At 74.9% G+C, this 21,011-nt stretch carries 18 protein-coding genes; 5 read left to right on the forward strand and 13 right to left on the reverse strand.

What is annotated here, in order from left to right:
* The first annotated feature begins 100 nt into the window (after window positions 1-100).
* Window positions 101-862: a Clp protease N-terminal domain-containing protein gene (locus tag CP968_RS09100; protein WP_150517526.1), complete on the forward strand. Its 762-nt coding sequence runs from the start codon at window positions 101-103 to the stop codon at window positions 860-862.
* Here CP968_RS09100 and CP968_RS09105 read toward each other — a convergent pair.
* Entirely contained in the window at window positions 810-1,904 is a 1,095-nt protein-coding gene (locus tag CP968_RS09105; protein ID WP_373304036.1) for an AI-2E family transporter, read from the reverse strand. The two genes, CP968_RS09100 and CP968_RS09105, sit on opposite strands and share 53 nt — an antisense overlap.
* A gap of 356 nt (window positions 1,905-2,260) precedes the next feature.
* The gene (locus CP968_RS09110; protein WP_150517527.1) at window positions 2,261-2,455 is read right to left on the reverse strand and encodes a DUF3046 domain-containing protein; all 195 of its coding nucleotides are present in this window, start codon (window positions 2,453-2,455) and stop codon (window positions 2,261-2,263) included.
* Window positions 2,456-2,535: 80 nt separating this feature from the next.
* Between CP968_RS09110 and CP968_RS09115 the strand changes: the two genes are divergently transcribed.
* A complete protein-coding gene (locus CP968_RS09115) occupies window positions 2,536-3,528 on the forward strand; it encodes a hypothetical protein (protein ID WP_150517528.1) in 993 nt (330 codons plus the stop codon).
* Here CP968_RS09115 and CP968_RS09120 read toward each other — a convergent pair.
* The 3 genes from CP968_RS09120 to CP968_RS09130 all read right to left on the reverse strand — a co-directional run bounded on the left by CP968_RS09120 (window position 3,497) and on the right by CP968_RS09130 (window position 5,455).
* Window positions 3,497-3,805, reverse strand: coding sequence for an AzlD domain-containing protein (locus tag CP968_RS09120; protein WP_150517529.1), 309 nt, complete (start codon window positions 3,803-3,805; stop codon window positions 3,497-3,499). The genes CP968_RS09115 and CP968_RS09120 overlap by 32 nt on opposite strands.
* Window positions 3,802-4,503, reverse strand: coding sequence for an AzlC family ABC transporter permease (locus tag CP968_RS09125; protein ID WP_150521821.1), 702 nt, complete (start codon window positions 4,501-4,503; stop codon window positions 3,802-3,804). Before CP968_RS09125 ends, CP968_RS09120 begins: the two co-directional genes overlap by 4 nt.
* Before the next feature lie 118 nt (window positions 4,504-4,621).
* Window positions 4,622-5,455 (reverse strand): AraC family transcriptional regulator, encoded by an 834-nt coding sequence (locus tag CP968_RS09130; protein WP_150517530.1) that lies wholly within the window; start codon window positions 5,453-5,455, stop codon window positions 4,622-4,624.
* A gap of 80 nt (window positions 5,456-5,535) precedes the next feature.
* Here CP968_RS09130 and CP968_RS09135 point away from each other — a divergent pair, with 80 nt between their 5' ends.
* The 3 genes from CP968_RS09135 (at window position 5,536) to CP968_RS09145 (ending at window position 12,372) form a co-directional block, all read left to right on the forward strand.
* Entirely contained in the window at window positions 5,536-10,125 is a 4,590-nt protein-coding gene (locus tag CP968_RS09135) for an ATP-dependent helicase (protein ID WP_150517531.1), read from the forward strand.
* Between the two features lie 540 nt (window positions 10,126-10,665).
* Window positions 10,666-11,472 (forward strand): Fpg/Nei family DNA glycosylase, encoded by an 807-nt coding sequence (locus CP968_RS09140; protein ID WP_150517532.1) that lies wholly within the window; start codon window positions 10,666-10,668, stop codon window positions 11,470-11,472.
* Window positions 11,473-11,550: 78 nt separating this feature from the next.
* The gene (locus CP968_RS09145) at window positions 11,551-12,372 is read left to right on the forward strand and encodes an SDR family NAD(P)-dependent oxidoreductase (protein WP_150517533.1); all 822 of its coding nucleotides are present in this window, start codon (window positions 11,551-11,553) and stop codon (window positions 12,370-12,372) included.
* Here the strand turns inward: CP968_RS09145 and CP968_RS09150 are convergent.
* From CP968_RS09150 to CP968_RS09185, 8 genes are all read right to left on the reverse strand, one after another.
* Window positions 12,320-12,643 (reverse strand): hypothetical protein, encoded by a 324-nt coding sequence (locus tag CP968_RS09150; RefSeq protein WP_150517534.1) that lies wholly within the window; start codon window positions 12,641-12,643, stop codon window positions 12,320-12,322. The two genes, CP968_RS09145 and CP968_RS09150, sit on opposite strands and share 53 nt — an antisense overlap.
* 158 nt (window positions 12,644-12,801) lie before the next feature.
* Window positions 12,802-13,179, reverse strand: a complete 378-nt coding sequence (locus tag CP968_RS09155; RefSeq protein WP_150517535.1) for a helix-turn-helix domain-containing protein — start codon at window positions 13,177-13,179, stop codon at window positions 12,802-12,804.
* A 109-nt stretch (window positions 13,180-13,288) separates the two neighbouring features.
* Window positions 13,289-13,798 (reverse strand): CinA family protein, encoded by a 510-nt coding sequence (locus CP968_RS09160; protein ID WP_150517536.1) that lies wholly within the window; start codon window positions 13,796-13,798, stop codon window positions 13,289-13,291.
* Between the two features lie 68 nt (window positions 13,799-13,866).
* Complete coding sequence (pgsA, locus tag CP968_RS09165; protein WP_150517537.1) at window positions 13,867-14,523, reverse strand: CDP-diacylglycerol--glycerol-3-phosphate 3-phosphatidyltransferase; 657 nt, start codon at window positions 14,521-14,523, stop codon at window positions 13,867-13,869.
* On the reverse strand, window positions 14,520-16,013 hold the full coding sequence (gene rimO, locus CP968_RS09170; protein ID WP_150517538.1) for a 30S ribosomal protein S12 methylthiotransferase RimO: 1,494 nt from the start codon (window positions 16,011-16,013) through the stop codon (window positions 14,520-14,522). Before rimO ends, pgsA begins: the two co-directional genes overlap by 4 nt.
* Window positions 16,014-16,148: 135 nt before the next feature.
* On the reverse strand, window positions 16,149-17,033 hold the full coding sequence (locus CP968_RS09175) for a helix-turn-helix domain-containing protein (RefSeq protein ID WP_150517539.1): 885 nt from the start codon (window positions 17,031-17,033) through the stop codon (window positions 16,149-16,151).
* A gap of 188 nt (window positions 17,034-17,221) precedes the next feature.
* Window positions 17,222-20,017 carry an FtsK/SpoIIIE family DNA translocase gene (locus CP968_RS09180; protein ID WP_150517540.1) on the reverse strand — a complete coding sequence of 932 codons (2,796 nt, stop codon included), beginning with the start codon at window positions 20,015-20,017 and terminating at the stop codon, window positions 17,222-17,224.
* 255 nt (window positions 20,018-20,272) lie between these two features.
* Window positions 20,273-20,953, reverse strand: a complete 681-nt coding sequence (locus CP968_RS09185) for a response regulator (protein ID WP_150517541.1) — start codon at window positions 20,951-20,953, stop codon at window positions 20,273-20,275.
* Window positions 20,954-21,011 lie beyond the last annotated feature (58 nt).

Genomic DNA, 21,011 nt, shown 5'->3' on the forward strand with positions numbered 1-21,011 from the left:
CCCCGGCCGCACCGCGCGACCGGCCTCCCGGACGACCCCACCCCTCTCGACTGACAACCCAAGGTTGACACCCATGGGGTGTCAACCTACGGTTGCACCCATGACGAATCCCTCCGCGGAACCCCTTCGCATGACCAACCCGGTACGCCTCGACGACCTGATCGAGGCCATCAAGAAGGTCCACCCCGACACCCTGGAGCAGCTCAGCGGCGCGGTCGTCGCCGCCGAGGCCCTCGGCGACGTGGCCGACCACCTCATCGGCCACTTCGTCGACCAGGCCCGCCGCTCGGGCGCCTCCTGGACCGACATCGGCCGCAGCATGGGCGTCACCCGCCAGGCCGCGCAGAAGCGGTTCGTCCCCAAGGCCGACAAGGAGGGCGAGCCGGGCCTCGACCCGAACCAGGGCTTCGGCCGGTTCACCCCCCGCGCCCGCAACGTCGTCGTCGCCGCGCAGAACGAGGCCCGCGCGGCCGGCAACGCCGAGATCCGCACCGAGCACCTGGCGCTGGGCCTGCTGGCCGAGCCCGAGGGCCTCGCCGCCGCCGCCCTCACCGCCCGGGGCGTCACCGCCGACCAGGTGCGCGCCGCCGCGGCCGCCGACCTGCCGCCGGCCCTGCCCGAGGTCCCCGACCTCGTCCCCTTCGACGCCTCCGCGAAGAAGGCCCTGGAACTCACCTTCCGCGAGGCCCTGCGCCTGGGCCACGACTACGTGGGCACCGAGCACGTCCTGCTGGCGCTCCTGGAGCTGGAGCACGGGACGGGTCCGCTCAGCGGCCTGGGCCTGGACAAGGCCGCCGTCGAGGCGTACGTCACCGCCGCCCTGGCAGCCGTACTCGGCTCCGCGGACGGCGCCGGGCAGTAGAGGCGTCCGCGTCCCGCGTCAGCTCGTAGCGCTTCACGTACGCACCGAGGAACGCCTGCAGCGTGGCGACGGCCGGGATCGCGATCAGCGCCCCGACCGCCCCCAGCAGGGCGGTGCCCGCGATGACCGAGCCGAAGGCCACGGCCGGATGGATGTCGACGGTCTTCGAGGTCAGCTTGGGCTGCAGGACGTAGTTCTCGAACTGCTGGTAGACCACCACGAACCCGAGCACGTACAGCGCGTACCAGGGATCGACGGTGAAGGCGATCAGCATCGGCAGCGCGCCCGCCAGGTAGGTGCCGATGGTGGGGATGAACTGGGAGACCAGCCCCACCCACACCGCCAGCGCGGGCGCGTACGGGATGCCGAGGACCGCGAACAGGACGTAGTGCGCGATGCCGGAGATCAGCGCCATCAGCCCGCGCGAGTAGAGGTAGCCGCCCGTCTTGGCGACGGCGATCTCCCAGGCGCGCAGCACCTCGGCCTGCTTGGCGGGGGGCAGTACGGAGCACAGCGCGCGCCGCAGCCGCGGCCCGTCGGCGGCGAAGTAGAAGGAGAACAGCCCGATCGTCAGCAGCTTGAAGAGCCCGCCGAGCACGGTGGCGGACACGTCGAGCACGCCGCTCGCGCTGTTCTGCACGTACTTCTGCAGCCAGTCGGAGTGCAGCATGCTGTCCTGGATGTCCAGCCGGGACAGCTCGGTGTGGAAGGTGGTGTTGATCGAGTTGATGACGGAGTCGAGGTAGTCGGGGAAGCTCTCGACCATGTCGACGATCTGCCCGGCGAGCATCGAGCCGAGCAGGGCGAGGAAGCCGGCGACGAAGACGAACACGCCGAGGAACACCACGAAGGTGGCGAACCCGCGGCGCATGCCGCGCTCCGCCATCCGGGCCACCGCGGGCTCGATCGCGAGCGCGAGGAAGAACGCGATCAGGATGTTGACGAGCAGCCCGATCAACTGGTGGAAGGCCCAGCTGCCCAGCTGGAAGCAGGCGACCAGGGCCAGGACGAGGACCACGGCGCGCGGCAGCCAGCGCGGCATCCGCGCGTACGCCCCCTCCGGGGTCCCGGCCGGCGGCCGGGCGCCGGTGCCCCCGGGATCGGCCGGCCACGGCGCGGCCGCGGAGGCCGCGGACGGCCCGGAGGCTCCGGCGGGCCCGGGTACGGCGGAGGTGTCGGTCGCCCCGGGAGCCCCGGCCCCCGCCAAGGTCCCGGCCCGCGCGGCCGGCATCACCGTGGCGGGCGGAGCGGGCGCGGCGGGCGCCGCCTCCGGGGTGTCCGCGGTCGGGTCGGTCGTCTCATCAGTGGCTGCCACCCGGCCAAGTCTGGCCCACCGGGGTCCCGGACCGCGAAGCCGCTGCCGCCCGGCGGACGCCCGACCCCCGCGGCCGTCCCGGCTCAGCGGCGCGAGGCCGGCACGTCCATCGCCGAACACACCGCGCGCCACACATCCTTGGCCTCCCAGCCCGCGTCCAGCGCCTGGTGGACGGTGCGTCCGCCGAGCTCCGCCATGACGTGGTCCCGCGCGAAGGAGTCCGCGTAGCCGGCGCCGAAGTGCTCCGCCATCCGCTCCCAGAAAATCGTCAACCGCATGCCTCCAGTATCCCGCCCCGGAGAGTGCACCCGTCCCGTTCCTCCCCCGGCGCCGCCGCGCCGCGCCCTACGGTGCCCGCATGCCTGGAGACCACGCCCGCCCGTCGGCCCCGTCGGCCCCGGGCCCCTGCGCCCCGCCGTCCGCGCTGGCCCGCGCCGAGCAGTTCGTCTGGCTCACGGCCCGGGTGCTGGAGCAGCGCCGGTTCGCGTTCCACTTCCTCGGCGGGGACGCCGACGCGGTGGACACCGCCCTCGGCGCGTACCTCAACGCGGACGGCGGCTACGGGCACGCCCTCGACCCGGACGTGCGCGGGCCGCTCAGCCAGCCCCTGCACGGTGCGCACGCGCTGCGGGTCCTGGACGGCCTGGGCCGGTGCGCCGGGCAGCGGGTGGAGCGGCTCTGCCGCCACCTGAGCCGGGTGTCCACCCCGGACGGCGCCCTGCCCGTGGTCCTGCCGGGCCCGCGCGCCTACCCGGCGGCCCCGTACCACCCGGTGCGCGAGGACGCGCGCGGCGAGCTGGCGACCACCGGCCGGGTCGTCGGGCTGCTGCACCGCAACCGCGTCTGGCACGCCTGGCTGTTCCGGGCGACGGACTTCTGCTGGGCGCGGGTCGAGCGACCGCGCCCCTGGCACCCGTACGAGGTCCCGGGCGCGGTGGCCTTCCTCGACGGGGCCCCCGACCGGGCGCGCGCGGCCGCGGCCGCCGACCGGCTGGGGCGCCTGGTGCGCGAGCGGCGGCTGGTGGTCCTCGACCCCGGGCGGCGCGCGGAGCACCCGCCCGCCCCCGGCTGCGCGGCGGGCGAGGAGCTGTTCCCGCACGACGTCGCGAGGCGGCCGGAGTCCCTGGCGCGGAGCTGGTTCACGGACGAGGAGCTGGGCCGTTCGCTGGACTTCCTGGCCGGCCGGCAGCACCCGGACGGCGGCTGGCCGGTGCGGCGCCGGGCGTGGGCGCCGGGCAGCTCGCTGGAGCGGCGGCCCATCGCCACGCTGGAGGCGCTGCTGACCCTGCGGGCGTACGGACGGCTGCCGGGCGGCGCCGCTATCCGCCCAGCGCCCGCACCCCGGCCGTGACCACGACGGCGGCGGCGACCACCACGAGGAACGGGGCCCGCAGCAGCAGGGCCAGCCCGGCGGCGGCCAGACCGGCGGCCCGGGCGTCGACGACGAGCGCCTGACCGGAGCTGAAGGTCTGCTGGGCGGTGAGGGCGGCGAGCAGGGCGACCGGCAGCAGCGCGGCCAGCCGGCGCACCACCGGCCGCTCCAGCGCGCCGGCGGGCACGAGCAGCCCGGCGAGCTTGACGGCGTAGCAGCCGACGACGGTGAGCCCGATGGCGATCCAGACGTTCACGAGCGGCGTCCCTTCGCCCACAGCACGGCGGGTGCGGCCAGCGCCGCGATCAGCACGGGCACCCCGGCGGGCAGCAGGGGCAGGAAGCCCAGCCCGAGGACCAGCGCGAGGACGGCGACGGCGCGCTCGGTCGAGGTGGTGAGCATCGGGGCGAGCAGGGCCAGGAACACGGCGGGGCCGGCGGCGTCCAGGCCCCAGGCCTGCGTGTCGCCGATCGCCTCGGCGCCCAGGGCGCCGAGCAGCGTGGTGAGGTTCCACAGCACGTAGAGGCTGAGCCCGGTCACGGCGAATCCGAGCCGGGCCGATCTGCGGTCGGGCTGGGCCAGCGCCACGGCGGTGGTCTCGTCGATGACCCAGTGGGCGGCGAGGGGCCGCAGGGCCCGGGGGAGCCTCAGCAGCTGGGACAGCCGCAGCCCGTAGAAGGCGTTGCGGGTGCCGAGGAAGAAGGCCCCGGCGGCCGCGGTGAACGGGTTGCCGCCCGCGGCCAGCGCTCCGACCAGGGCGAACTGCGAGGCGCCGGTGAAGACGAGCAGGCTGAGCGCACAGGCCTGGAGGGTGCTGATGCCCGATCCGGCGGCGGTCACCCCGAAGGCGAATCCGGACAGCCCGACGGCCACCCCCACGCCGAGCGCGTCCCGTACGACGGCGGCGCGCGGCCGCCCGACGGCGGCCCCGTCGGAGACCGCCTCCTTCACCATCCGTTGTTCTCCCACCCCGCGACGGTAGGCGGGGCGCGGTGCCCGGGTCTTGTACGTTCTTGCGCACCCGGCCGCCCCGGCCGCCGCCCCGCACCCGCACCCGCACCCCGGCGCCGCCCTATCCGGAGCGCTCCCTGCGGTACGCGCCCGGCGGCACCCCCACGATGCGGGTGAAGTGCCGGTTCAGGTGCGGCTGGTCGCTGAAGCCGACCGCGACGGCCGCCTCCGCCGGGGTGGTGCCCGCGTCCAGCAGCCGCCGGGCCCGGCGGACCCGGGCGTCGGTCAGCCAGGTGTGCGGGGGCATCCCGTACCGCGCCCGGAAGGCCCGCAGCAGGGCGAACGGGCTCGTCCCCAGCCCGGCGGCCAGCTGCTCCAGCGACGGCGGGTCGGCCATCCGCTCCTCCAGGACGGCCCGCGCGGCCGCCGCGTCCGCGGCTCCCGCGGCGTGGACCGTACGGGCCGGCAGCGGGCCCGCGTGCCGCTCCAGCATCCGCGCCACCGCGCCCCGCAGCAGGGTGTCGGCGGCCAGCGCGTTCCCGGCCTCGGCCGCCCGGTGCACCTCGGTGATCACCCGTGAGGCGTGCGGGTCGGTGACCAGGTCGGCGGTGAACCCGGGCGTCCCGCGCGGGGCGCCGAGCTCGGCGGCGACCTCGGTGATCAGCGCCCGGGACGGATAGAGGGTCGCGTACGCCCAGCCCTCGGGCACTCCGGCGCGGGCGCTGTGCGGGACCTCGGGGTTGATCAGGACCACGCTGCCCGGCCCGGCGCGCAGGGTGGTGCCGGGCAGCCCTATCTCCTCGACGCCCCGGGTGACGGCCGCGATCACGTACCCGTCGTGCGCGTGGCGCGGGAAGGCGTGGCGGACGTAGCGGGCGCGCAGCAGGTCCAGCCCGGGCAGCTCCGGGCAGCGCCAGTGCCGCGCCCATTCGCCGCGGCCTTCGTCCGTCCCCATCTCCCCATTCTGCGCCCCGCCGCGCGGAGGCGTTCCCGCAGGTCCGGGCGGTTGTCGGTGCCGGGGTGCACGATGGGGGCATGTCCGGCTCCGCGCTCGCCTCGTTCTCCCCCGCGACCTGCTCCTGGTTCACGGGGGCCTTCCGTACGCCCACCGCCGCGCAGGAGGGTGCCTGGCGGGCGATCGGCCAGGGGTCGGACGTGCTCGTCGTGGCGCCCACCGGTTCCGGCAAGACGCTGGCCGCCTTCCTCGCCGCCCTCGACCGGCTCGCGTCCATCCCGCCGCCGGCCGAGCCGAAGAAGCGCTGCCGCGTGCTGTACGTGTCGCCGCTGAAGGCACTGGCGGTGGACGTGGAGCGCAACCTGCGCAGCCCGCTCACCGGCATCCGGCAGGAGTCGGTCCGCCTCGGCCTGCCCGAGCCGGACATCCGGGTCGGCATCCGCTCCGGGGACACCCCGCCGGCCGAGCGGCGCGCGCTGGCCACCCGGCCCCCGGACATCCTGATCACCACGCCCGAATCGCTGTTCCTGATGCTGACCTCGGCGGCCCGGGACGCCCTCGCGGGCATCGAGACGGTGATCCTGGACGAGGTTCACGCCGTCGCCGGGACCAAGCGCGGGGCGCACCTGGCGCTGTCCCTGGAACGGCTGGACGAGCTGCTGCCCCGCCCGGCCCGCCGGATCGGCCTGTCGGCGACGGTCCGCCCGGTGGACGAGGTGGCCCGCTACCTGGCGCCGCGCGGCCGGGTGGAGATCGTCCAGCCGCCGTCCGCCAAGGAGTTCGACCTGTCGGTGGTCGTCCCGGTTCAGGACATGGGCGAGTTGGGCGGTTCGCCCGCCACGGAGGGGCGCGAGGGCGGCGACAAGCCGTCCATCTGGCCCCACGTCGAGGAGCGGATCGTGGACCTGGTCCAGTCCCACCGCTCGACGATCGTCTTCGCCAACTCCCGGCGCCTCGCCGAGCGGCTCTGCAACCGGCTCAACGAGATCGCGTACGAGCGGGCCGTGGGGGAGAAGCTCCCGGAGGGGGCGCCGCCGGCCGAGGTCATGGCCCAGTCGGGCGCCGCCCAGGGCGCCCCGCCGCTGCTGGCCCGCGCGCACCACGGCTCGGTGTCGAAGGAGCAGCGGGCCCTGGTGGAGGAGGACCTGAAGGCGGGCCGGCTGCCCGCCGTGGTCGCCACCTCCAGCCTGGAGCTGGGCATCGACATGGGCGCGGTGGACCTCGTCGTGCAGGTCGAGTCGCCGCCCTCGGTCGCCTCCGGGCTGCAGCGCGTCGGCCGGGCCGGGCACCAGGTCGGCGCGGTCTCCACCGGGGTCGTCTTCCCCAAGTACCGGGGCGACCTGGTGCAGGCCGCCGTGGTCACCGAGCGGATGCGCTCCGGCGCGATCGAGTCCCTGCGCGTTCCGGCCAACCCGCTGGACGTCCTGGCCCAGCAGCTGGTCGCGATGACCGCGATGGACACCTGGCAGCTGGACGACCTGCTGGCGCTGGTGCGCCGGGCCGCGCCCTTCGCCGGGCTGCCGGAGTCCGCGTTCACGGCGGTGCTGGACATGCTGGCGGGCCGCTACCCCTCGGACGCCTTCGCCGAGCTGCGCCCGCGCGTGGTCTGGGACCGGGTGGCCGGCACGATCACGGGCCGGCCCGGCGCCCAGCGGCTCGCGGTCACCTCCGGCGGCACCATCCCGGACCGGGGGCTGTTCGGCGTCTTCCTGGCCGGTTCGGACCCCAAGAAGGGCGGCGGCCGGGTCGGCGAGCTCGACGAGGAGATGGTCTACGAGTCCCGGGTGGGCGACGTCTTCACCCTGGGCACCACCTCCTGGCGGATCGAGGACATCACCCGCGACCGGGTGCTGGTCACCCCCGCTCCCGGGGTGCCGGGACGGCTGCCCTTCTGGAAGGGCGACCAGCTGGGCCGGCCGCTCGAACTGGGCCGCGCGGTCGGCGCGTTCCTGCGCGAGCTGGGCGGCCTGGGCGACGAGGCCGCCCGGCTGCGGCTGGCGGCCGCCGGCCTGGACGCCTGGGCCGCGGAGAACGTCCTGGCGTACCTCGCCGAGCAGCGCGAGGCCTGCGGCCACGTCCCGGACGACCGGACCATCGTCGTGGAGCGCTTCCGCGACGAGCTCGGGGACTGGCGGGTCGTGGTCCACTCCCCCTTCGGCGCTCAGGTGCACGCCCCGTGGGCGCTGGCGCTGAGCGCCCGGCTCTCCGAGAAGTACGGCATGGACGCGCAGGTCATGCACGCCGACGACGGGATCGTGCTGCGCCTGCCCGACGCCGACCTGCTCTCCATGGACCTCCTGGACCACGATCCGGCGGGCGCGCCCGCCTTCGAGTTCGACGACGCGCAGGCACCGCTGGGCGCGGCGGACGTGACCTTCGAGCGGGGGGACGTCAACGGCATCGTCACCGACCAGGTCGGCGGCTCCGCCCTCTTCGCCTCCCGCTTCCGCGAGTGCGCGGCGCGCGCCCTGCTGCTGCCGCGCCGCAGCCCCGGCAAGCGCACCCCGCTGTGGCAGCAGCGCCAACGCGCCTCCCAACTGCTCCAGGTGGCCTCCGAGTTCGGTTCGTTCCCGATCGTGCTGGAGGCCGTGCGGGAATGCCTCCAGGACGTCTTCGACGTGCCCGGCCTGACCGAGCTGATGGGCGACATCGAGGCGCGCCGGGTCCGCCTCGTCGAGGTCACCACCCCGGAGCCGTCCCCCTTCGCCCGGTCCCTCCTCTTCGGCTACGTCGCCCAGTTCCTCTACGAGGGCGACTCCCCGCTGGCCGAGCGCCGGGCGGCCGCCCTCTCGCTGGACTCCCGGCTGCTGGCCGAGCTGCTCGGCCAGGCGGAGCTGCGCGAGCTCCTCGACGCCGGGGTCCTGGAGGAGCTGGAGCGGGAGCTGCAGTGGCTGACGGAGGACCGCCGCGCCAAGGACCCCGAGTCGGTGGCCGACCTGCTGCGGTTGCTGGGCCCGCTGACGGAGGCGGAGCTGGCCGGGCGCGGGGCCGAGCCGGGCTGGGCCGCCGAGCTCGGCGCGGCCCGCCGCGCGCTGCGGGTCCGGATCGCCGGGCGGGAGCACTGGGCGGCGATCGAGGACGCGGGCCGGCTGCGCGACGCCCTGGGCACGGCGCTGCCCGTGGGCGTCCCGGAGGCGTTCACGGAACCGGTGAAGGACCCGCTGGGCGACCTCCTCGCCCGGTACGCCCGCACCCACGGGCCGTTCACCTCGGCCGCGGCCGCCGCCCGCTTCGGCCTGGGGGCGGCGGTCACCGAGGGCGCGCTGCACCGGCTCGCGGCGGCCGGGCGGGTGGTCCAGGGCGAGTTCCATCCGGCGGGCATCGGCCAGGAGTGGTGCGACGCGACGGTCCTGCGCCGCCTGCGCCGACGCTCGCTGGCCGCGCTGCGCCAGGAGCTCGAACCGGTGCCGCCGGCCTCGCTGGCCACCTTCCTGCCGCAGTGGCAGCACCTGGGCGGGGCCCTGCGCGGCATCGACGGCCTGGCCCGGGCGGTCGAGCAGCTCCAGGGGGCTCCGGTCCCGGCCTCCGCCCTGGAGCGCCTGATCCTGCCCTCCCGGGTCGCGGGTTACTCCCCCGCGCTGCTGGACGAGCTGACGACCACCGGCGAGGTGCTGTGGGCGGGCGCCGGCGCGCTGCCGGGCAAGGACGGCTGGGTCGGGCTGTACCTGGCGGACGCGGCCCCGCTGCTCCTGCCGGCGCCGCACCCCCTGGAGCTGACCCCCTTGCACCAGGCGGTCCTCGACGCCCTCTCCGGCGGGTACGGGCTGTTCTTCCGCCAGATCACCGGCTCCGTCCGGGCCGCCCACCCGGAAGCCTCGGACCTGGCCCTGTCCGAGGCCCTGTGGGACCTGGCCTGGTCGGGCCGGCTGACCAACGACACCCTGGCCCCGCTGCGGTCCCTGCTCGGCTCGGGCCGTACGGCGGGCGCGACGGCCCACCGGGCCCGCCGTACGGTCCCCCGCGGGCGGTACGGAACCCTCGGCGCGACCGTGTCGCGCACGGGCCCGCCGACCGTGGCCGGCCGCTGGGCCCTGCTGCCGGACCGGGCCCCGGACCCGACCCACCGTGCGCACGCCCTCGCCCGCACCCTGCTGGACCGGCACGGTGTGGTGACCCGGGGGGCCGTCGCGGCGGAGGGGGTCGAGGGTGGCTTCAGCGCCGTCTACCGCGTCCTGTCGGCCTTCGAGGACAGCGGGCAGGCCCGCCGGGGGTACGTGGTGGAGGGGCTGGGCGCGGCCCAGTTCGCGATGGACGGCGCGGTGGACCGGCTGCGGGCGGCCGAGCGGACCCCGCCCCCGCTGGCGGCGGTGGTCCTGGCGGCGGCGGACCCGGCGAACGCGTACGGAGCCGCCCTGCCCTGGCCGGAGCCCCCGGCCGGCGCCACGCACAAGCCCGGCCGCAAGGCGGGCTCGCTGGTTGTCCTGGTCGACGGGGAGCTCACCCTGTACGTGGAGCGCGGCGGCAAGACCCTGCTGGCCTGGCCGCCCCCGGACGACCCCCGCCTGACCGCGGCCGTCGAGGCACTGACCCGCGCCTCCCGCTCCGGCACCCTCCCCGCGCTGACGGTGGAGCGCGTCAACGCGGCCGCCTCCCTCACCTCCCCGTACGCCCCGCCCCTGGAATCCACCGGCTTCCACGCCACCCCCCGAGGCCTGCGCCTACGCCCCTGACCCCCACCCGGGCCCCACGCCCGACACCCACGGGGAGCCGAGGGCCCGGACCTCCCGGTACCGCTCCCGGCCCCCCGCAGTCGGCCCTGGGTGCCCGACGGCCCGGGGAGCCGGATGCTGGAGCCGGGACGCCCGGGCTCCGCCGGGTGGAGCCCGGGCGGAGCCGCAGCCCGGCCCCTTCCACACGTCCCCCACCCGGCGGAGCCCGGGCGGCGGTCTCGACACCCCTGACACCCCGAACCAGCTCCGGCCCCCAGCCCCACGCCCATGGGCCCCACCCCGCCGCCGCACTCCGGCTCCCGGCGTCCCCCGGCCGGGCGGGAGCCCGGCGCTCCCGACACCCCGGACACCCCACCCGCGGCCGGCCCAGGCCCGCACGCCCCCACGCCGCGGCGCCCCTCTCGCCCAGCGTCGGCAGCGGCGCCCGCACCTCCTCGCCGCCGGGCCACCCGGCGCCCGGCCCGCACCGCCCCCCACCGCGCCCCGCCCGGCATCCACCGGCGGCCCCGTGCCAGCCGACGCGGCACCGACAATGGGGGCATGCCAGAAGGAGACAGCGTCCACCGCGCGGCGGCCCGCCTTCACGCCGCCCTGGCGGGCCGGGTCCTCACCCGGAGCGACCTCCGCGTCCCCCGCTTCGCCACCGCCGACCTCACCGGCCGCACCACCCTCGACGTCACGCCCCGGGGCAAGCACCTCCTGGCCCGGTTCGAGGGCGGCCTCACCCTCCACAGCCACCTCCGCATGGACGGGGCCTGGCACGTGTTCCCCGCGGGAGCGCCCTGGCACGGCGGCCCCGCCTACGAGATCCGCGCCGTCCTCGGCACCGCCGAGCACACCGCCGTCGGCTACCGGCTCCCCGTACTGGAGCTGATCCGCACCGCCGAGGAGGACCGTGTCGTGGGCCACCTCGGCCCCGACCTCCTCGGCCCGGACTGGGACCCGGACCGGGCGGCGGAGAACCTCCTCGCCGCCCCCGACCGCCCCCTCGGCGAGGCCCTGCTCGACCAGCGCAACCTCGCCGGGATCGGCAACATCTACAAGTCCGAGCTCTGCTTCCTGGCCCAGGTCACCCCCTGGACCCCGGTCGGCGCCCTCCCCGATCCGCCGGCCACGCTCCCGCGCCTCGCGTCCGCCGCCCGGCGGCTGCTCGCCGCGAACATCGGCGACCGCCCCGGCGGCGGGCACCGCAACACCACCGGAATCCGCCGGCGCGGCCAGGAGCTCTTCGTGTACGGGCGGGCCCACCGCCCCTGCCTGCGCTGCGGCACCCCGGTCCGCGAAGCCGCGCAGGACGACCGCCCCACCTACTGGTGCCCCCGCTGCCAGAGCGGCCCGACCCCCTGACCCGTCCCACCGGCGCCGGCCTCCTCGGGGACGACAACACAGTTGACGCACCGTCAGATACGGTCGTACGGTCCCGGCATGCCCACACCCATACCCACGCCCGGCGGCACACGAGCACCCGCACACGCCCCGTACGACCTCACCGGCCGCACCGCCCTGATCACCGGCGCCGCCAGCGGCATCGGCCGCGCCACCGCCGTCCTCCTCGCCGGAGCCGGCGCGCACGTGCACTGCGCCGACCTCGACCCCGACGGCCTGGCCGAGACCGCGGCCCTCGCGGCCGAGGCGGCCGGAGCCGGCTCCGGCACGGGCGCCGCCACCGTCCACCCCCTCGACGTCACCGACCGCGCCGCCCTGCGCGCCGCGGTCGCCGCCGCGGGCCCCCTCGACATCGCGGCGGCCATCGCCGGGATCATGCACACCAGCAGCGTCCTGGAGACCTCGGACGAGGACCTCGACCGGGTCCTCGACGTGAACTTCAAGGGGGTCCTGCGCACCTGCCAGGAAGCGGCCCGCTCCATGATCGCGGCCGGCCGGCCCGGCTCCATCGTCACGATGGCCTCCGGCGCCGTCGACGCCGCCCGGGCCGGCCTGCTCTGCTACAGCGCGTCCAAGGCGGCCGTCGTCCAGCTCACCCGGACCCTCGCCACCGAAGCCGGCCCGCACGGGATCCGCGTCAACGCCGTCGCGCCCGGATGGATCCGCACCCCGATGACCGGCCGCCACGGCGCCGACGTCCAGCAGCGGACCGAGGCCGCGATGGTCCGGATGGCGCCGCTGGGCCGGGTGGGCGAGCCCGAGGACATCGCCCGGGCCGTGCTCTACCTGGCCTCGGACGCCTCGTCCTTCATGACGGGCCAGATCCTTCGCCCGAACGGTGGAGTGTCGATGCCCTGGTGACCGCGCGGCCCGCCTCCCCGGCCGGCCCCGGATCCCCGCCGTCGACCCCGTCCCCGGCCCCGCGGCCCGGCGCCGCCCCGCGCCGCCCGCGCAGCGGCCCCCGTACGCAGTGCACCGGCAGCAGCCCCAGGGTCCACCCGCCCACGACCACGGCTCCCTCCACGGGCCCCGACTCCTCGGGCGCCAGCGCCAGCCGCAGCGCGGCCCACCACCACAGCACGCCGGCACCCACCGCCAGCGCGACGACCAGCGCGAGGGGTATGTGCAGCAACCGCGAACTCCGCACGGCTGCCTCCCAGCGGCCGGGACCCGGACGGCCCCATCCTCCCGCACCCCCCGCCCACCCGCACCCAGAACGGCACGGAGCCCCGGCCGGTGCTCTGGGCACCGGCCGGGGCTCCGGCCACACTCATACGCTCACGTGCACGCTCACGCGGCTACGACATTCACCGCTTCCGCAGGCGCCTTGATGGTCACCCGCTCCGGGCCCGCGACCGAAGCCATGGAGACCGAATTGAGCATCGGGCGGACCGGCACGCCGACCGGCTCACCGGCCGCGGCCGACTGTGCCAGCTCGGCCAGCGACAGTTCGTCGCTGACTTCGCGCATCAGCTCGGACATCCGTACGTCCAACGCGTCGCAGATCGCGGAGAGCAGCTCGGAGGATGCCTCCTTCTGCCCCCGCTCCACCTCGGAGAGATAGCCGAGCGAAACTCGGGCCGACGAGGAGACTTCGCGCAGAGTACGGCCCTGGCGCTGGCGCTGCCGACGCAGCACGTCACCCAGCAGGCGACGGAGCAGAATCATCGGTGGCTCCCTCCTCTGACCGTGTAGCCGCATCCTTCACGCCCCACCGTACCGCCTCGCGCCGCGGCCGTGCGGGGAGCGATGTCGTGTTCACTCAGGGCTGCAAACATCAAATCCCCCCGATCTGTTCCGTATCCTGCCTCCGCGCATTCTTGCGGAGTTGGCTTGAGAGAAGTTCGAGCACTGTGCGTGCACTCTCCCTACGAATTTCCGCACGGGAGCCGTTCAACCTCAGGGGGACCGTTTTCCTGCCCTCCGGCCCGTCCACCGAGATGAAGACGGTCCCCACGGGCTGTCCGTCCTGCGGGTCGGGACCGGCCACTCCGGTGGTCGCGATCCCCCACGAAGCGCCCAGCACGCGCCGCACCCCGGCCGCCATCTCTCCCGCGACCTGCGCGTTCACCGCGCCTTCGGCCGCCAGCAGTCCGGCGTCCACGCCCAGGACCCGGTGCTTGAGCTCCGTCGCGTACGCCGTCACCGATCCGCGGAAGGACCGGGAGGCTCCGGGCACGGCCGTCAGCTCGCAGGCGACCATGCCGCCGGTGAGCGATTCCGCCACCGCGACCGTCTGGTCACTCTCCGCGAGCAGGCGCAGCACCTCGGCGGCCACGATCTCCACCGCGGGCGCGCCCGCGGCCCCCTGCGACCCGGTGCCCGCCGCCGGAGGGGAGTCCCCCGCCGCGGGTGTCACCGGGCGGCCCGCTCCGCGGCGATGCCCGCCCGGCGCAGCACCAGGGCCTGGCGGATGTAGTCCAAACCGGTGACGACGGTCAGCAGGACGGCCACCGCCATCACCCAGAAGCGCAGGGTGGCCAGCGGTCCGGTGAGGGCGAGCACGTACATGCCCACCGCCGTGCCCTGGGCCAGCGTCTTGAGCTTGCCGCCCCGGCTGGCCGGAATGACCCCGTAGCGGATCACCCAGAAGCGCAGCAGCGTGATGCCGAGCTCGCGCCCGAGGATCACCCCGGTGACCCACCAGGGGAGGTCGCCGAGCCAGGAGAGGCAGATCAGCGCCGAGCCCATGATCGCCTTGTCGGCGATCGGGTCGGCGATCTTGCCGAAGTCCGTGACCAGGTTGTACGTCCGGGCGAGGTGCCCGTCGAAGATGTCCGTGATCATGGCGACGGCGAAGGCCGCCCACGCCAGCGCCCGCCAGACGGGGTCGTACCCGCCGTCCGCGAGCAGCAGCAGGACGAACCCCGGCACCAGCACGAGTCGGATCATCGTCAGGATGTTGGCGATGTTCCACAGACTGGCCTGATTGACGGCCGCAGCCCCGAGCTTCGCGCCGGGCACGGGCCGGCGGCCGGTCCCGCCCGCCGCAGACGCCGGGACTCCGGTCATCCGGCCGCCTCCTCAAACTCCATGCCCAGGGGCTCGGCCACCAGGTCGACACCGAGGGTGCCGACCACCTTTGCCGTGACGATACGCCCGGGGACCAGGCCCGCGCCGTCCGTGAAGACGACCTGCCCGTCGGTCTCGGGTGCCTGGTGGGCGGCGCGCCCGTAGGCGCCTTCGCCCTCCTCGGCCTCGTCGAGCGGCACGACCGTCTCGACGAGCACCTCCAGGGTCTCCCCGATCCGCTCCTCCGCGCGCTGCGAGGTGAGCTCCTCGGCGAGGCGCTGCATGTGGGCGAGGCGTTCGGCGATGGTCTCGGCGTCGAGCTTGTTCTCGTAGGTGACGGCCTCGGTGCCGTCCTCGTCCGAGTAGCCGAAGACGCCGATGGCGTCGAGGCGCGCGTGGGTGAGGAAGCGCTCCAGCTCGGCGAAGTCCGACTCCTTCTCGCCGGGGAAGCCGACGATGAAGTTGGACCGGACGCCGGCCTGCGGGGCCTTGGAGCGGATGGTGTCCAGCAGTTCCAGGAAGCGGTCGGTGTCCCCGAAGCGGCGCATGGAGCGCAGCACGTCGGGGGCCGAGTGCTGGAAGGAGAGGTCGAAGTACGGGACGACCTTGGGCGTCGAGGTCAGCACCTCGATGAGGCCGGGCCGCATCTCGGCGGGCTGGAGGTAGCTGACGCGGACGCGCTCGATGCCGTCCACCTCGGCCAGCTCGGGCAGCAGGGTCTCCAGCAGCCGGATGTCGCCGAGGTCCTTGCCGTACGAGGTGTTGTTCTCGGAGACCAGCATGATCTCCTTGACGCCCTGCTCGGCCAGCCAGCGCGTCTCGCCCAGCACGTCGCTGGGGCGGCGGGAGATGAAGGAGCCGCGGAAGGACGGGATGGCGCAGAAGGAGCAGCGGCGGTCGCAGCCGGAGGCCAGCTTGACCGAGGCGACCGGGCTCTTGTCCAGACGGCGGCGCAGCGGCGCCCGCGGTCCGGAGGCGGGGGCGAGGCCCTCGGGCAGGTCGGCGGGGGCCGGGGCGGGCTCCTGGGCGTGCCCGGGGAGGGCGACCTCGGCCTCCTGGCGCTCCGCGGGGCTGATCGGCAGCAGCTTGCGCCGGTCGCGCGGGGTGTGGGAGGCGTGGATGCCGCCGTTGAGGATGGTCTGGAGGCGGTCGGAGATGTCGGCGTAGTCGTCGAAGCCGAGGACTCCGTCGGCCTCGGGGAGCGCTTCGGCGAGTTCCTTGCCGTAGCGCTCGGCCATACAGCCGACGGCGACGACGGCCTGCGTCCTGCCGTGGTCCTTGAGGTCGTTGGCTTCGAGCAGGGCGTCTACGGAGTCCTTCTTGGCGGCTTCGACGAAGCCGCAGGTGTTGACGACGGCCACGTCCGCATCGGCGGCGTCCTCGACGAGCTCCCAGCCATCCGCCGCCAAGCGGCCTGCGAGCTCCTCCGAGTCCACCTCGTTACGGGCGCAGCCAAGAGTGACAAGGGCGACGGTACGGCGTTCGGGCATGGACTCAAGACTACTTCGTCCCGGCGGCGGCCCCCGCCCACGTCCCCCCCACGGCCGGATCCCCGGGGTGCGGCGCGGCACCCCGGGGATCCGGATTCACGTCCCGCGCCCGTGGGCGCATGCGGTCGTCCCTGGTCAGCCCGCCTGCGGCTGGCTCTGGAGCGGGTCTTCCCTCGTGTAGGTGAGACGCTCCACCTGGCCCGGCTGGAAGTCGTCCTGGATCTCCTTGCCGTTCACGAAGAGCTTCACGGCCCCGGCGTCGCCGAGGACGAGGTCGACGGACTCCTTGTCCGTGAAGGTCTTGGACTCGCCCCGCGCGAGGGTGCCGTCGAAGAGCAGCCGTCCGCTGTGGTCCTTCGCGGAGATCCAGCTCGCGCCGGTGTCCGCGGTCAGCACGACCGTGACCAGGTCCTTCGGGGCGGCGGCGATCGCGCTGTCCGAGGGGGTGGGCGTGGGCGGCTGCGGGGTCGGTGCGGGCGGCTTGGCGCCGGTCTGCTTGGGCGCCGGCTGCGGGGAGGCGGAACCTTCCGCCACCGGCTTGGCCTTGTCGTCGCCGCCGCCGAAGGCCGTGAAGCCGACGAAGCCGATCACGGCGACGATGGCGGCGACCATGGCGGCGGTCCAGTTCGGCCGCTGCCGCTCGGGGCGGAGGCGCTCGGCTTCGAACATCGGCGCGGCGGGCGTGGGTGCCGGCCGGCCGCCGTGGGCCGCGTCGTAGCTCTCGATCAGGGGTGCCGGATCGAGGTGCACGGCGCGGGCGAGGGTACGGATGTGACCGCGGGCGTAGACGTCGCCGCCGCACCGCGTGAAGTCGTCCTCTTCGATCGCGTGCACGATCGGGATGCGCACGCGGGTGGTGGAACTGACCTCGTCGACGGTGAGCCCGGCGGCGATCCGGGCCTGCTGGAGGGCCGTCCCGATGGACGGGCCTTCGACGGGACGTTCGACGAGGCGGTCCTCGGACCGGTCGTCGGTCGAAGGCCGCTCTTCTTCGGGGGAGTTGGATTTGCCGATGGACACGTGGGCGCCTTTCGAGCGTGTAGCCACCTGCTGGAAGTCCAGTCTAGGGGGGTGACGAAAGGGTGGAGCAACCGGAGGGTGCCCTCCCTACGCCATCCGAATGGCGCGGGAGGTGTTCCGTCGGCGCGGCGGCGCCGCCCCCGTTCAACTGGACGCGGGCCCGGGAGAAACGGTTGCCCGGCGATCCGTCACGGATGGGTCTCGCCGCGGATGACGGCCAGCACCCCGTCCAGCTCGTCCGCCTTGAGCAGGACGTCGCGCGCCTTCGAGCCCTCGCTCGGTCCCACGATCCCCCGCGACTCCATCAGGTCCATGAGGCGTCCGGCCTTGGCGAAGCCGACCCGCAGTTTGCGCTGGAGCATCGAGGTGGAGCCGAACTGCGTGGTGACCACCAGCTCCGCCGCCTGGCACAGCAGGTCCAGGTCGTCGCCGATGTCCTCGTCGATCTCCTTCTTCTGCTTCTGCCCGACGGTGACGTCGTCGCGGAAGACGGGCGCCATCTGGTCCTTGCAGTGCTGGACGATCCCGCCGATCTCGTCCTCGGTCACGAAGGCGCCCTGGAGCCGGACGGGCTTGTTCGCGCCCATCGGCAGGAACAGCCCGTCGCCCTTGCCGATCAGCTTCTCGGCGCCCGGCTGGTCGAGGATGACCCGGCTGTCGGCGAGCGAGGAGGTGGCGAAGGCGAGGCGAGAGGGCACGTTGGCCTTGATGAGGCCGGTCACCACGTCCACCGAGGGCCGCTGGGTGGCGAGCACCAGGTGGATGCCGGCCGCGCGGGCCAGCTGGGTGATGCGGACGATGGAGTCCTCGACGTCGCGCGGGGCCACCATCATCAGGTCGGCCAGCTCGTCGACGATCACCAGCAGGTACGGGTAGGGGCTGAGCTCCCGTTCGCTGCCCGGCGGCAGCTTGATCTTGCCGTCGCGGATGGCCTGGTTGAAGTCGTCGATGTGCCGGTAGCCGAAGGCGGCCAGGTCGTCGTAGCGCAGGTCCATCTCGCGCACGACCCACTGGAGCGCCTCGGCGGCCCGCTTCGGGTTGGTGATGATCGGCGTGATCAGGTGCGGGATGCCCTCGTACGCCGTCAGCTCGACCCGCTTGGGGTCGACGAGCACCATCCGGACGTCCTCCGGAGTGGCCCGGACCATGATCGAAGTGATCAGGCAGTTGATGCAGGAGGACTTTCCGGAGCCGGTGGCGCCGGCCACCAGGACGTGCGGCATCTTGGCGAGGTTGGCCATGACGTAGCCGCCCTCGACGTCCTTGCCCAGCGCGACGAGCATCGGGTGGTCGTCCTCCGCCGCGTCCGCCAGGCGCAGCACGTCGCCCAGGTTGACCATCTCGCGGTCCGTGTTCGGGATCTCGATGCCGACCGCCGACTTGCCCGGGATCGGGCTGATGATGCGCACGTCCGGGGAGGCCACCGCGTAGGCGATGTTCTTGGCCAGCGCGGTGATCCGCTCGACCTTGACCGCCGCCCCGAGGGTGACCTCGTAGCGGGTGACCGTCGGACCCCGGGTGAAGCCGGTGACCTGGGCGTCGACCTTGAACTCGGTGAACACGTTCGTCAGCGAGGCGACCACGGCGTCGTTGGCGGCGCTGCGGGTCTTGCCCGGCCCGCCGCGCTCCAGCAGGTCCAGGGAGGGCAGCGAGTACGTGATGTCCCCGCGCAGCTGGAGCTGCTCGGCGCGGGCCGGCAGCGGCTGGCTCTCCGGCGCGGCCTTGGTCAGGTCGGGTACGGCGAGGGTGCCGGAGACCGCGGCGGTGGTGTCGTGCGGCCGCTCGGCCGGCGGCTGCGCGGGCGCGGCCGGAGCGGCGGCCGGCTTCGGCGGGACCGCCGGTTCGGGCCGCTCCCCGCGGGCGGGCGGCACCGGAGCGGTGGGCTCCGTACCCTCCCGCGGAGCGGCGATGCCCTGCGTGAGGTCGGCGACCAGCGGGGACGGCGGCAGCCCGCCGTAGACCGCGCCGTCCAGCGCGGCGGCGGCCGCCGCGGCCACGTCGACGGCGTCCATCCCGCGGTCCATGGCCGGTCGCGACGGGCTGCGCCGCGGGCGCCGGCGCCGGGCGAGCGCCTCCTCCTCGGCCGCGTCCGCCGGGTCGCCCGCGCCGGCTCCCGCGCGGGCCCGCCACTGCTCGGGGTCGTGCCGGCCGGGGGCGCCGCCCTCGGCCTCCCCGTAGCCCTCGTCGTACTCGTTCGGCGCGATGACCCCGAGGCGGATGCCGAGGCGCCGCAGCCGCTGCGGGATGGCGTTGACCGGGGTCGCGGTGACCACCAGCAGCCCGAAGACCGTCAGGAGCACCAGCATGGGCACCGCCAGCGGCGCGCCCATGGTGAAGATCAGCGGCTTCGAGGCTCCCCAGCCGATGAGCCCGCCCGCGTTCTGCATGGCGGTGGTGCCCTCGTCCCGGCCGGGCGCTCCGCAGGCGATGTGGACCAGGCCCAGGACGCCGATGGCGAGCGCGGAGAGCCCGACACCGATGCGCCCGTTGGCGTCGGTCTGCTCGGGATGCCGGATGAAGCGCACCGCCATGACCCCGAACAGGATCGGTACGAGCAGATCCAGTCGTCCGAAGGCACCGGTGACCAGCATCGTGACCAGATCCCCGACGGGACCGCTCAGGTTCGACCAGGTTCCGGCGGCGACGATCAGCGCGAGCGCGAGCAGCAGCAGCGCGATGCCGTCCTTGCGGTGGGCGGGGTCGAGGTTCTTGGCACCGTTGCCGATGCCGCGGAAGACCGCGCCGACCGCGTGGGCGCAGCCGAGCCAGACGGCGCGCACCAGCCGCACCACGCCGTTGGTCGGGGAGGGCGCGGGCTTGGCCGCGACCTTCCTGACCGGCGGGCGCTTGGCCGCCGCGGTCTTCTTCGCGGGGGGCGTGCGCACGGGCGCCGCCTTCTTCGCCGGGGCCGCCGTCCGGCCGGTGCGGCCCTTCGCGGTGCCCGCAGCGCTCGGGGAACCCTTACCGGACGTACGTGAGGCCATGGGCCCGAGGTTACCGGTGCACACCCCGGTGGACACGCGTGCCCACCCCTTCACCCGTTCGTGTCGCCCGCCCCGCCGGTGCTTTGACGCCCCACCAGACCTGACGTGCACCCAGACCCCGCGACGCCCCGGCTCCTTGGCCGACCGCCCGGACACGGCGGCGCCCGCGTGCGCGGATCCGCACGCGGGCGCCCCGCACTCCACCGCACTCCGCCGCCCCGCACCGGCCGGTCCGACCGGTGCGAAGGAGAGGTCCTAGCCCTGCGCCGGCAGCACCGCTCCGCCGCCCGTCCCCGGCTCCAGCGCGTCGAGCGCCCGCCGCAGCCCGGTCAGCTTGCGTTCCAGGTGGGCCGCGGTCGCCACCACCGCCGCGTCGGCGGAGTCCTCGCCGAGCTGCTTCGTCAGCGCCTCGGCCTGCTCCTCGACCGCCGCGAGCCGCGCGGAGAGCTCGGCCAGCAGACCGGCCGTCTCCTTGCTCGCGTCCACGCCGTTGGAGCTGCCGCCCTCCAGCTGGAGCCGCAGCAGCGCCGCCTGCTCCCGCAGCTGGCAGTTCTTCGTGTACAGCTCCACGAAGACCGACACCTTGGCCCGCAGCACCCACGGGTCGAACGGCTTCGAGATGTAGTCCACCGCTCCCGCCGCGTAGCCGCGGAACGTGTGGTGCGGACCGTGGTTGATCGCCGTCAGGAAGATGATCGGGATGTCCCGGGTCCGTTCCCGCCGCTTGATGTGCGCGGCCGTCTCGAATCCGTCCATTCCCGGCATCTGCACATCCAGCAGGATGACCGCGAAATCGTCCGTCAGCAGCGCCTTGAGCGCTTCCTCCCCCGACGACGCCCGGACCAGTGTCTGATCGAGCGCGGAGAGGATGGCCTCCAGCGCCAGCAGATTCTCCGGCCGGTCGTCGACCAGGAGGATCTTGGCCTTCTGCACCATGCCCTGTCCTCCTCGCCCCGGCACGGGGCCTCCCCGGCTCCTGGCTCCGGCCTGTGCG

Source organism: Streptomyces subrutilus (assembly GCF_008704535.1).
Classification (GTDB): domain Bacteria; phylum Actinomycetota; class Actinomycetes; order Streptomycetales; family Streptomycetaceae; genus Streptomyces; species Streptomyces subrutilus.